Origin of the sequence: Streptomyces sp. NPDC059740 (assembly GCF_042733155.1) — a bacterium.
Lineage (GTDB): Bacteria > Actinomycetota > Actinomycetes > Streptomycetales > Streptomycetaceae > Streptomyces.
Map to the genome: position 1 here is coordinate 35,778 of NZ_JBHWGP010000044.1, position 11,434 is coordinate 47,211.

10 protein-coding genes and 1 pseudogene are annotated in these 11,434 nt (G+C 75.2%); 9 read left to right on the forward strand and 2 right to left on the reverse strand.

The window, feature by feature from the left end; translation table 11 throughout:
• Nucleotides 1-42 precede the first annotated feature (42 nt).
• From ACFV3R_RS30720 to ACFV3R_RS30750, 7 genes are all read left to right on the forward strand, one after another.
• The gene (locus tag ACFV3R_RS30720) at nt 43-738 is read left to right on the forward strand and encodes a response regulator transcription factor (RefSeq protein WP_385589970.1); all 696 of its coding nucleotides are present in this window, start codon (nt 43-45) and stop codon (nt 736-738) included.
• The gene (locus ACFV3R_RS30725) at nt 735-2,138 is read left to right on the forward strand and encodes a sensor histidine kinase (protein ID WP_385589972.1); all 1,404 of its coding nucleotides are present in this window, start codon (nt 735-737) and stop codon (nt 2,136-2,138) included. The genes ACFV3R_RS30720 and ACFV3R_RS30725 overlap by 4 nt, the downstream gene beginning before the upstream one ends.
• Before the next feature lie 261 nt (nt 2,139-2,399).
• A complete protein-coding gene (locus ACFV3R_RS30730) occupies nt 2,400-3,359 on the forward strand; it encodes a dihydrodipicolinate synthase family protein (RefSeq protein ID WP_385589974.1) in 960 nt (319 codons plus the stop codon).
• 158 nt (nt 3,360-3,517) lie between these two features.
• A complete protein-coding gene (locus ACFV3R_RS30735) occupies nt 3,518-5,026 on the forward strand; it encodes a sialate:H+ symport family MFS transporter (protein ID WP_385589976.1) in 1,509 nt (502 codons plus the stop codon).
• 205 nt (nt 5,027-5,231) lie between these two features.
• The gene (locus ACFV3R_RS30740) at nt 5,232-7,076 is read left to right on the forward strand and encodes an FUSC family protein (RefSeq protein WP_385589978.1); all 1,845 of its coding nucleotides are present in this window, start codon (nt 5,232-5,234) and stop codon (nt 7,074-7,076) included.
• 121 nt (nt 7,077-7,197) lie between these two features.
• Nucleotides 7,198-7,743, forward strand: coding sequence for a MarR family transcriptional regulator (locus tag ACFV3R_RS30745; RefSeq protein WP_385589980.1), 546 nt, complete (start codon nt 7,198-7,200; stop codon nt 7,741-7,743).
• 66 nt (nt 7,744-7,809) lie between these two features.
• Entirely contained in the window at nt 7,810-8,532 is a 723-nt protein-coding gene (locus tag ACFV3R_RS30750) for a ribonuclease H (RefSeq protein ID WP_385589982.1), read from the forward strand.
• 58 nt (nt 8,533-8,590) lie between these two features.
• Here ACFV3R_RS30750 and ACFV3R_RS30755 read toward each other — a convergent pair whose 3' ends face one another.
• Together ACFV3R_RS30755 and ACFV3R_RS30760 are read right to left on the reverse strand one after the other, a co-directional pair.
• Nucleotides 8,591-9,052: a hypothetical protein gene (locus ACFV3R_RS30755; RefSeq protein WP_385589984.1), complete on the reverse strand. Its 462-nt coding sequence runs from the start codon at nt 9,050-9,052 to the stop codon at nt 8,591-8,593.
• Nucleotides 9,053-9,294: 242 nt separating this feature from the next.
• Nucleotides 9,295-10,683 carry an APC family permease gene (locus tag ACFV3R_RS30760; protein ID WP_385589986.1) on the reverse strand — a complete coding sequence of 463 codons (1,389 nt, stop codon included), beginning with the start codon at nt 10,681-10,683 and terminating at the stop codon, nt 9,295-9,297.
• Between the two features lie 169 nt (nt 10,684-10,852).
• On the opposite strand from ACFV3R_RS30760, the gene ACFV3R_RS30765 reads away from it, so the two are divergent.
• Complete coding sequence (locus tag ACFV3R_RS30765) at nt 10,853-11,290, forward strand: OsmC family protein (RefSeq protein WP_385589988.1); 438 nt, start codon at nt 10,853-10,855, stop codon at nt 11,288-11,290.
• Nucleotides 11,291-11,354: 64 nt separating this feature from the next.
• Nucleotides 11,355-11,434 (forward strand): annotated as a pseudogene (locus tag ACFV3R_RS30770) (30S ribosomal protein S3); the annotation flags it as partial.

Below are 11,434 nucleotides of genomic sequence, written 5' to 3' on the forward strand. Positions count from 1 at the left end.
GTCTAAGAAGGTTGTGAGAGCGTCTTTTGGCAGGCTGGGGCCATGGACAACGCATCGGGCCCCCGCATCCTGGTCGTCGAGGACGAACCGGAGGTGCGGGCGGCCGTCGAGGACGGGCTGACGGTCGAGGGCTTCACGGTGCACGGCGTGGGCGACGGGCTCGCGGCACTGACCGCGGTGGGCGCCTGGGAACCGGACGCCGTGGTCCTGGACGTGCTGATGCCGGGCCTGGACGGGTTGGCCGTCTGCCGCCGGCTGCGCAGCCTGGAGGACCGCACGCCGATCCTCGTCCTCACCGCGCTCGACTCGGTGAGCGAACGGGTCGACGGCCTGGAGGCGGGGGCCGACGACTACCTGGTCAAACCCTTCGCCCTGGACGAACTGGTGGCCCGCGTCCGGGCGCTGCTGCGGCGTGCCGCGCCCGCCCCGGCCGAGTCCGGCCTGCTGGCCTTCGAGGACCTCGTCGTGGACCCGGCCACCCGGACCGGGCGTCGCGCCGGCCGGCCGATCGAGTTCAGCCGGACCGAGTTCGCCCTGCTGCAGCTGCTCCTGAGCCACCCCGGGCAGGTGCTGCCCCGCGAGCTCATCCTGGAACGGGTCTGGGGGCGGGACTTCGGCCCCGGATCCAACTCCCTCGCGGTCTACGTGGGTTACCTGCGGCGCAAGCTGGAGTCCGGTGGCGAGCCCCGGCTGGTCCACACGGTGCACGGCATCGGCTACCGGCTGGACACGCCGTGAGGCGCCGGGTGGGCGGTGGGACGGGCCGGCGCCGGTCGCTGCGGACGCGGCTGGCGCTGGCGGCCTCTGGCGCCGTGGCACTGGTGGTGGTGGGGCTGAGCCTGGCCGCGTTCCTCATCATCCGGCACCAGCTCCAGCAGCAACTGGACCTGTACCTGTCGCAGTCGGCGCACGCGACAGCCCGGCAGCACCGGGACGAGGCGGCGGGCGTGCTGCTGGGCGAGTGCCGCTACCTGGCGGCCCCGGCCTGCGCCCAGATCGTGCCGTCCTCGCCGCGCGCCGACCCTGCAACCCCCTACCTGCTGCCCGTCACCGCGCAGACCCGGCAGGTCGCGGCCGGCGACCGCGGTGACGCCTACTGCGACATCACCCTCTCCGGCCACTCGGCGCGGATGCTGACCACCCGTCTCGACGAGGGCCGGGCCCTGCAGGTCGCGGTGCGCGCCGACACCGTGGACCGCGGGGTGCGGCAGGCCGCCGGGGCGCTCACCGCGGTGGGCTGCGCCGGAGCGCTGCTGGCCGCCGCCCTGGGCTACGGGGTCTCCCGCACCGGTCTGGCCCCGGTGCGCAGACTCACCGCCGCCGCCGAGCACATCGCCGCCACCCGCGACGCCGGCCACCGCATCGAGGTGGCGCAGCGTTCCGGGCGGGAGGACGAACTCACCCGGCTGGCAGCGAGTTTCAACACCATGCTCGGCGAGCTGGAGGCGTCGGTGACGGCGCAGCGCCGGCTGGTGGCCGACGCCTCGCACGAACTGCGCACGCCGCTCACGGCGCTGCGCACCAACACCGAGCTGCTGGCCCGCGCCGACCGCCTCACCCCGGCCCAGCGCGAGCGGGCGGCCTTCGCCGTCGACCGGCAGATGCGGGAGGTCACCGCGCTCGTCAACGACCTGATCGAGCTGGCCCGTGACGAGGAGCCCCAACCGCTGCTGGAGGAGGTCCGGTTCGCGGACCTGACCGCGCAGGCCGTGGCCCTGGCGCAGTCCCACTGGCCGCGGACGCCGTTCGGCCTGCGGGTTGAGGACGCGGTGGGCGCGGCCACGGTGGCCGGTGTCCCGGCCCGGCTGGCGCGTCTGCTCTCCAGCCTGCTGGACAACGCCGCCAAGTTCAGCCCGCCCGGTGAAGGGGTGGAGGTCGCTCTCGCCGGCGGACCGGCCGGGCTGGTGCTGACCATCCGCGACCACGGCGCGGGAATCGCGGCGGAGGACCTGCCGTACATCTTCGACCGCTTCTACCGCGCCCGTTCCGCCCGTGCGCTGCCCGGATCGGGCCTGGGCCTGGCGATGGCCCGTCAGATCGCCCGCGCCCACCACGCGGACCTGACGGCCGAGGCGGCGCCCGGTGGCGGCACGCTCTTCCGCCTGACGATCCCGGCGGCGGCCGGCGCCCAGGCGTAACCCGGGGGACGGCGCACCACCTCAGGCCGCCGGGGCCGCCGAAACGTGCGCCCGGGTCGTTCCGGCTGCCGCTGCGGGACCGGAGGCCGGCCGGGCACGTCCGCGGCCGGGTCGCAACCGCAGCGACACGCGCGCACCGCCGGCCCTGTCCTGTGTCGCAGGACTCGCCCGTTGTCCGCACACTGCTGGTACGACCCGACCGCGCGACGGAAGGAACCGGCCGGACGGCACCCACCGACCCTCTCACCGCTGGAGCGTCCCATGGCACTGCCCGCACCCCTGTCAGGCGTGATCCCGCCGCTGTGCACTCCGCTCGGCCCCCGGGGCGGCGTGGACACCGCGTCACTCGGACGGCTCATCCGACACCTGCTGGACGCCGGCGTGCACGGGCTGTTCGCCCTCGGCTCCAGCGGTGAGGCCGCCTACCTGACCGACGAGCAGCGGGACCTGGTGCTGGAGACCGTGGTGAAGTCCGTGGACGGGACCGTGCCCGTGCTGGCGGGCGTCATCGACACCACCACGGCCCGGGTCCGCGACCACGTGCGCCGGGCCGCGGCGCTGGGGGCGGACGCGGTGGTGGCCACGGCGCCGTTCTACACCCGCACCCATCCGCGGGAAGTCGCCGGCCACTTCCGGGCCGTGCGCGCGGAGAGCGAACTGCCGGTGGTCGCCTACGACATCCCGTCCGCCGTCCACAGCAAGCTGCCCACCGAGCTGGTGCGCGAACTGGCTTCGGAGGGCACCCTGGCCGCGGTCAAGGACAGCAGCGGCGACGAGGCCGGGCTGCGCAGGCTGCTGGCGGGGCTCGGCGGCCGGGAGGGGCGCCGGCGCGGCCCCGCCCCGGGGTTCGCCGTCCTCACCGGGTCGGAGCTGACGGTGGACGCGGCGCTGCTGGCCGGTGCGGACGGTGTCGTGCCCGGTATCGGCAACGTCGACCCCGTCGGCTACGTGCGGCTGTACGAGGCGGCCCTGGCCGGTGACTGGACGGTGGCGGCCCGGGAGCAGGAGCGGCTCGTCCGGCTCTTCTCGCTGGTGGACGTGGGGCCGGAGGCCGAGATGGGCCGCTCCTCCTCGGCTCTCGGCGCGTTCAAGGCGGCGCTGCACCTGCTGGGCGTCATCGACCACGGCACGACGGCGCACCCGCAGATCCCGCTCGGCGAGGAGGCCGTCGCCGAGGTGCGGCACCGGCTGGTCGAGGCCGGGCTCACCCCGGTGCGCTGACCGGGGCCGCCTGCCCGCACACCCGCGTTCCACCGTCACCCGCGCGCCGGCCGCGGCCCACGGGCCCCGCCGCCCGCGGCCGGCGCGGCGCAGCCGCCCCACCCTCCCGCCTCGTCCCGTCGCACCGGCGTCGGGCGCCCGCCCCCCTGGAGCCACCCGTGTCCCTCTCCCCCACCGCCGCCCGGCCCCCCTGGTACCGGGAGATCAACGCAACCCAGTGGAAGTCCTTCCTCGGTGCCTGGATCGGCTACCTGCTGGACGGCTTCGACCTGCTCCTGATCACGCTGGTGCTCACGGAGATCAGCAAGGAGTTCTCCCTCACCACGGTCGAGGCGGCGAGCCTGGTCTCGGCCGCCTTCATCAGCCGCTGGCTGGGCGGCGCGCTGCTGGGCGCGCTCGGTGACCGCTACGGCCGCAAACTGGCGATGATCACGAGCATCACCCTCTACTCGGTGGGGACGTTCGCCTGCGGGCTGTCCTGGGGGTACGCCAGTATCTTCACCGCCCGCCTGGTCATCGGAGTGGGGATGGCCGGCGAGTACGGGGCGAGCGCCACCTACGTCCTGGAGAGCTGGCCCGCCAGGGTCCGCGGCCGGGCGTCGGGGTTCCTGATCTCCGGGTACTACGTGGGCTCGGTGATCGCCGCGCAGGTCTACAACTGGGTGGTCCCGGCCTTCGGCTGGCGGGTGCTGTTCTACGTCGGGCTGGCGCCGGTACTGATCGCGCTGTGGGTGCGCCGGTCGCTGCCGGAAGCCCAGGAGTGGGACACGGACGTGGCCCAGCAGGGCGCCAAGCCCAACCCGTTCCGGCCGCTGTTCGCGACGCCGCGCAAGGCCGCCGTCAACTCGGTGACGGCGGTGGTGGCCTCCGGCTCGCTGCTGGCCGCCTTCACGCCGCTGGGCACCGGCCTGGTCCCCGGCCTCGCCCCGCTCGTGGTGGCCTCCCTCGGCTCGTTCGCGGTGCAGCTCGGCGGGCGCAAGGGGTGGCTGCTGTACCTCTCGATGATCGGGACGGTCTTCGTCGCCTTCCTCTACAGCTGGCCGATCCTCTCGCTGCTGCCGACGTACCTCAAGACGGAGCTGCACTACACGGCCTCGCAGGTCTCGGACGTGGTGTACTTCACGGGCTTCGGCACCATGGCGGGGTGCTGGCTGGCCGGGTTCGTCGGTGACTGGCTGGGCGCCTCCAAGGCGTACGCCCTCACGTTGCTGGCCTCGCTGGCCTTCGTCTTCCCGGTCTTCGCGATCCGCGACAACCTGCTGCTGATGGGCGCCCTGCTCTTCGTCCTCCAGGGGCTGAGCCTGGGCATCTCGGGTCTGCTGCCGCGCTACGTGGGCGGCCACTTCCCGACCCACAGCCGCGGCGCGGGTCTGGGCTTCACCTACAACGTGGGGGCGCTCGGCGGTGCGGTGGCCCCGGTGCTGTGCGCCCGGCTGGCCCAGGGCATGCCGCTGGGCACGGCGCTGTCGGTGCTCACCTTCGGCCTCACGCTCCCCGCCATCCTGCTCGTCGGCTTCGACGTGCCGGCGCGCCTGCACCGGCTGATCAGCCCCGAGAGCCCGCGCGACCACCTCGCGGCCACCGGTGCGGAGGCCGGGGCGGACACCGCGCCGACCACTCCGCCCTCGGACTCCGGCCCGCACGAGCGCCCCGAGCCGGCGCAGTAGTAGGGGCGCGCAGGTCCCCGGCAGCCCGGGCCCGACGCGGTGCAGCCACCCGCGTCGGGCCCGTCCACTGCCCGCGCCCGCCCTGCCCGTCCGCTGCCGGCTGTCCATGGCTGCCCCTGCCACTCGGACCGCCCGCAGCGAGGACCGCAGCACCCTCGAAAGCATCCATGTATTTCACTTGTAAAACACTTGGTAACCTTGTCGTATGGGCAAGCACGCGCGGAGGGCCTCCTCCGGTCTCACACGGGCAGGGCGCGCCCTGTGCGCCCGCACACTGTCGGTGACGGGGCTGCGGCTGCGCCGGCCCGTCGACATCTGGCACAAGCCGGCGGTCAGCGCCGTGGTGGCGCTCGGGCTGCCGGACGTGGCGTTGCTGCTCAGCGGCCGGCTCGACCTGGTGCTGTACACCTCGGCGGGCGCGATGTGCGCCCTGTACGGCCACGGGCTGCCGTACGCGGCACGGGCCCGGACGGTGGCCTGGGTCGTGCTCGCCATGGTCGCGAGCGTGGCCACCGCCCTCGTGGCTGCCGCACTGGCCCTGCCGCCGGTCGTCCTGGTGCTGCTCGCCTCCGTCCTGGCGGCGGCGCACAAGGTGGGGTGCGAGGCCACCCGGATCGGCCCGCCGGGCAACCTGATCCTCACCTTCATCACCGCCTCGGCCTTCTTCGTGCCGCAGTCACCCGGGCAGCTCCCCTTCCACCTGGCGCTCGCGCTCGTCTCGGGTGCGCTCGCCTGGGCGGTGTGCATGGCACCGGCGCTGGTGCGCCGGGACGGGCCGGAGCGGATCGCGGTCGCCCGGTCCCTGGAGGCCGCCGCCGTGCTCGCCCGGGAACGGGAACTCGCCGCTCCGGACGTGGCCGCGGCCCGCCGTGCGACCGCCGCGGCCGTGAACGCGGCCTGGCACTGCCTGCTCCTGGTCACCCCGCGCTCCGTCACCGCCCGCACCGGCTGGACGGCCCTGGAAGCGGCGCTGGTCCGGGCGGAGACGACCCTCGGGCAGACCAGCGCCGCCACCCCGGAAGACCTCGCCGCGCAGGCCCGTGCGCTGCGGAGCGGCGCCCCGCACCCCGCGCCCGCCGCGCCCCGGCCCGCAGCGCGGACACCGCTCGCTCCGAGCCGCCCGCCCCGCACTGCGCCGCCCCGCGGCCTCCGCCCGGTCCTCAGCCGCCTCTCCCCCGGGGCCCCGGTGTGGCCGATAGGGGCCCGCGCGCTGGCGGGCTGCGCTCTGGCCGGCTGGGCCTCCCTGCTCCTCGGCGTCGGCCACCCCTACTGGGCGGTGGTCACGGCGGCCTCCGTCTTCCAGGCCAACTCCACCCTCACCTGGCAGCGGGCCCTGCAACGTACCCTCGGCAACCTGCTGGGGCTGGCGCTCTTCACCGCGCTGCTGCCGCTGGTGCACACCGGTCAGGTGGCGATGGTGGTGCTCGCCCTGGCCTGCCAGTTCGGCGCGGAGGCCTGCATCACCCGCAACTACTGGCTGGGGTCGCTCTGGGTCACCCCCATGGCGCTGCTGATCACCTCGTTCGGCAACCCCCTGCCGGCCAGGGTGCTGGTCGGGGACCGCTGGACCGACACCGTGGTGGGCGCGGCCGTGGGCGTGTGCTGCTGCCTGCTGGTGACCAACCGGCGGGCCGGCCACCGCGTCCAGGTCGCGCTGCGCGGGGTGGTCCGCGCCGAGGCCGCGGTCCGTGACCTCCTCGCGGCACCGCCCGCCGGTCCGGCTTACCCGGTGGCCGTACCGGGCGGCGGTCGCCCGGCCCTGCCGCCGGTGGGCCCCGGCGCGTCGGAGCGGGCCCGGGACCGCCTTGTCACCGCGTTGCTGGAGCTGCGTGACGCGGTGGACGTGGCCACCGGCGAGTGGCGCCAGCACGACCTGCCCGTCGCGGAGACGGCCCGCGTCGAACGGGACGCCCACCACACGCTGGCACTGGCACTGAGCCAGCCCGCCGCGCCGGACCCTCCGCGGCGCCCCCTCCCCACGCGGGGCCGGGACCGCGCCCCGGCACAATGGACGCCCGCACCGGCGGCCGGCAGTGGCCGGGGCGGGTAGCGGAACACCTCCTCGCGCCGCCCACGGCAGTCGCCCACCCGGCGTGAGGGAACGCAGCAGCCCCGCAGGCCCGTTCCCGCCGCAACCACCGCGGCGGGAACGGCAGGAGAGGAGAGCACGGGTGAGCGAGGACATCGTCGCCGGCGTACTGCGCCAGTGGCAGCGAGTACGTCCCGAGCTGGACGTCGCACCCATGGCGGTCATCGGCCGCCTCAACCGGTGTGCGGCGCTGCTGCAGCAGGCGGCGGACGCACCGCTGCGGGACGAGCACCTCACCCGTCCGGAGTTCGACGTGCTGGGCACACTGCGCCGCACCGACCGGGAACTCACCCCGGGGCAGATCGCCCGGGAGACCTTCGCCTCGGGCGCCGCCGTGACCAAGCGGCTGCGCGAGCTGGAGCAGCGCGGCCTGGTCTCCCGCCGCCCCGACGACCGGGACCGGCGCGTCACCCATCTCTCGCTCACCGAGCAGGGCCGCGAGGTCATCGACCGGCTCCTGCCCGAACAGCTCCGCTACGAGGCGGCGCTGCTGGCCGGGATCAGCCACGGTGACCAGGAACGGCTGGCCCGGTCACTGGGCGAGCTGCTGGTGCTCCTGGAGGGCCGGTTGGCGAGCGTGCCCGCCTGGGGTGGCACGCCGCGGGACGGGAGCACCTCCACCGGGTGAGGCGGCGGGCGGCGGCCGGGCCCCCGGGCGTACCGGGCACCCCGCCGGCCCTGGCATGATCGAGGGATGTCAGATCGCATCATCGCCGCCTGTGACGGGGCGTGCAAGGGCAATCCCGGACCCGCCGCCTGGGCCTGGGTCGTCGCCGACGCCGAGGGACGGCCCCAGCGCTGGGAGGCCGGCCCGCTGGGCACCGCGACCAACAACGTGGCCGAGCTGACCGCGCTGCTGCGCCTGCTGGAGAGCACGAACCCCGGCGTCGCGCTGGAGGTCCGGATGGACTCGCAGTACGCCATGAAGGCGGTGACCGAGTGGCTGCCCGGCTGGCGCCGCAGGGGGTGGAAGACCGCCGCCGGGAAGCCGGTGGCCAACCGTGAGCTGGTCGAGGGCATCGACGCGCTGCTCACCGGTCGGCCGGTGGAGTTCCGCTACGTCCCGGCGCACCGCGTGGACGGCGACCTGCTCAACGCCATCGCCGACCAGGCCGCCAGCGAGGTGGCCGTCACGCAGGAGCCGGCCGGGACCGCCCACGGCACCCCGGACATGCCGGTGCCCAGCACCTCCCGCACGGAGCCCGGCAGGGGCGAGGCGAAGCGGACGAGCAGGAGCGGTGGCGGCTCCGCCGGTGGCGCGACCCGGTCCGGGGGCGGGCGGTCCGGGGGCGGGCGCGTCCTCAAGGCCAAGTTCCCCGGCCGGTGTTCGTGCGGCCGGTCCTACGCGGCGGGCGAGTCCATCGCCAAGGTCGGCAGCAGCTGGGGCCACCCGGAGTGCCGGACCTCGGCAGTCTGACGGCGAGGCCGCGGGAAGGACCCGGCCGGGCCCGCTGCCCGGGCCGAGCCCCGCTGCCTCAGCCCCGGGGCTCGACCTCCAGGTGGTACCGGCCGCCCGGCCCCCGCACCTCCAGCGCCTCGAACCCCCAGCGGCGCAGCGTCCGCGCGCACTCCCGCAGCCGTTGCCGCTCCTCGTGGCGCGCGCCGCTGCCGTGCGGTCCCGACCAGCGCACCACCACCGCCCCGCCTTCCCCGCCCGGGCCGACCCGGTAGCCGGTGGCGGCCCGCTCACCGCCCTCGTCGACGGCGGAGGGCGGGCACCCTTCGGCCTCCAGGACCAGGCTGACCGCCCGGAGCGGCTGGTTGCGCTCCCAGGCGGCGGGTCCGGCGCCGGCGCCGGTCAGCCGCCGGACCTCGCGCAGCCCGGCCACCGCCGTACGCAGCGCGGCGGCCCGTCCTGGCCCGGCCACCGTGCCGAGCCGCTCCTCACCCGTACGGGGTACGAAGGCCGCATCCCGCGGCCCTCCGCCTCCGGCCATGTCACCACCCTCTCCACCCACTTGGGGGCCCTTGCCATATGAGCGTCCGATGAGGTCGCGTGGTCCGGTGCCGTGCACCACAAGGCGCCGGAGAAGCCTCGTAGCGGAGCTACCAGGGCTTTTCGGCAACGCCGCGAGGTGCGGTGCCAGACCACGCGGCCCGGGCGGGCATATGGCAAGGCCCCCTTGGCCCGAGTGTGCCCCACAGGTCCGACAGTCGGGCGCGCGGAGCGGGTGGCCACTCAGATCGAGGCCGTGGGCGCCTCGGAGGTCTGCGCTCCGGCCCGGCGGTCACGTCCTCGCCCGAAGTGCCGGGCGAGTGCGGTGAGGAGGCCCAGCGCCAGCCAGCAGGCGGCCACCACGAGCGCGAGCCGGCTCGCCGTCACCAGCAGCGCCGCGATGATGGCGGCGCCCGCCACGGGCACTGCCACGGCTGCCGCGCGCCGGCCGGCGCCCGCGGCACGGGAGGCACCCCGCACCGCGAAGTAGCCGACCACCGAGGCGTGCAGCAGGACGAAGGCGACGAGCGCGCCGACGCTCACCATGGAGGACAGCGTCTCCAGGCCGTCGGGACGGGTGGCGGCCCACACGGCGAGCACCAGCGTGGCGCCGGCCGACAGCAGGATCGCGGCCCGCGGGGTGCGGGTGCGCGCGTCGACCCGGGCCAGCCAGGCCGGCAGGTGGCCCTGGCGGGCCATGCCGTACAGCAGCCGGCCAGCGGCGGCCTGGGCGACGAGGGCGGAGAAGACGGGGCCGACCGCCTTCACCGCGCTGACCGTGGTGCCGAACCAGCCGCCGATGGCGGAACGCAACAGGGTGTAGAACGCGGTGCCCTGCTCGGCGGGGTGCGCCGCGAGGTACGCGGGGGAGACGTCGTCGAGCAGGTCGGCGAGGTAGGTCTGGAGGACGAACAGCAGTCCGGCCAGGACCAGGCAGAACAGGACGGCCCGACCGACCTGGCGGGGCTCGCCGGTGTTCTCCTCCGCGAAGGTGGCGATCGCGTCGAACCCCAGGAACGAGAGCACCGCCACCGACACCGCTCCGAGCACTCCGCTGGGCGCGAACCCGCCGGTGCCGGTGAACGGGGTGAGCCAGCCGCGGCTCGGTCCCTCGTGCACGAGCACCACGACCGCCCCGACCACGAACACCAGGAGGACGGCGACCTCGACCAGCAGCACGACCAGGCCGATGCGCGCTGCGACGCCGACCCCGGCCAGGTTCAGGGCGGTGAACAGGAGGATGCCGGCGCCGGTCGCGAGCCAGGCCGGCACGGCGGGCACCAGCGAGTGGGTGGCGATACCGCAGAAGAGCGCTGCGACAGCGGGTATGAAGAGGTAGTCCAGGCTCGCCATCCAGCCCGCCAGGAAACCGGGAAGGCGCCCCAGGCCGGCCGTGGCGTAGGCCGACACCGAACCGGCCCTGGGCACGGCCCGGGACATGCGGGCGTAGGACCACGCGGTGAAGCCCATGGCCACGGTGGCCACGACGAACACCAGCGCGCTCGCCCCGCCGCTGCCGGCGTCCAGGACGCCGAAGACCCCCATCGGCGCGGTGGGGCCGATGAACAGCAGGCCGTAGACGACGAGGTCCCTGACGGAGAGTGTCCGCCGGAGGGACGGCTCTTGGGGCATGGTGACTCCTGGTGCGGGGCGGACGGCAAGGGCAGGTTCGACGATCTGCCGAACCCGACGGCCGTCAGCTTCATTCCTGCACGTGGCGAGGGCAACCGCGTCTCACGGAACAAACCCGGGACCGTCTCGGTTGGTGGTCCGGTGACAGATGCGAGCGCGAGGAGTAGCCATGGCGGACCTGGAGATCGAGCGGACCGGGACTCACCAGTTCACGGCGCGTAACGGACGCGGAGCGGTGGTGCGGCTGGGACGGGTCGGCGGCGAGGGCTCGTTCACGCCGGGCGAGCTGCTGCAACTGGCCGCGGCGGGCTGCGCGGCCGTCACCGTCGAGGAACTGGTGGTCCGGCGGGCCGGTGAGGACGCCCGGATCGTGGCGACCGCGGGGGCCGACCGCCGCCCGGGCAGCCACGAGTACGACGCGTTGCACGTCGGCCTGGAGGTGGACCTCTCCGGGCTGGACGACGCCACCCGCGAGCGGGTGGTGCAGGCGGTGCGCACCGCGGTGGCCGGGCAGTGCACGGTGAGCCGCACCGTCGAGCGCGGCACGCCGGTGACCCTCGACGTGACGGCGGCGGGCCGGCCGGCCGAGGAGGAGCCGGTCGGCTGACTGCACGGGGCCGGACGGAGTCCCGACCGGCGTGCCGCGGTCCCGCAGGTGTCCGGCGGGGGTGGTCTGGATCTACAAGGGCGACGTCAAGAACATCGCCGAGGTGCGCGCCGAGAACGCCGCCGCCCGTGCGGGCAACCGCCC

Bases quoted from the DNA above. Each gene is read 5' to 3' on its own strand.
- ACFV3R_RS30720 (WP_385589970.1), top strand. From the start codon at position 43: ATGGACAACGCATCGGGCCCCCGCATCCTGGTCGTCGAGGACGAACCG.
- ACFV3R_RS30750 (WP_385589982.1), top strand. From the start codon at position 7,810: ATGTCAGATCGCATCATCGCCGCCTGTGACGGGGCGTGCAAGGGCAAT.
- ACFV3R_RS30730 (WP_385589974.1), top strand. From the start codon at position 2,400: ATGGCACTGCCCGCACCCCTGTCAGGCGTGATCCCGCCGCTGTGCACT.
- ACFV3R_RS30765 (WP_385589988.1), top strand. From the start codon at position 10,853: ATGGCGGACCTGGAGATCGAGCGGACCGGGACTCACCAGTTCACGGCG.
- ACFV3R_RS30760 (WP_385589986.1), bottom strand. From the start codon at position 10,683: ATGCCCCAAGAGCCGTCCCTCCGGCGGACACTCTCCGTCAGGGACCTC.
- ACFV3R_RS30755 (WP_385589984.1), bottom strand. From the start codon at position 9,052: ATGGCCGGAGGCGGAGGGCCGCGGGATGCGGCCTTCGTACCCCGTACG.
- ACFV3R_RS30740 (WP_385589978.1), top strand. From the start codon at position 5,232: ATGGGCAAGCACGCGCGGAGGGCCTCCTCCGGTCTCACACGGGCAGGG.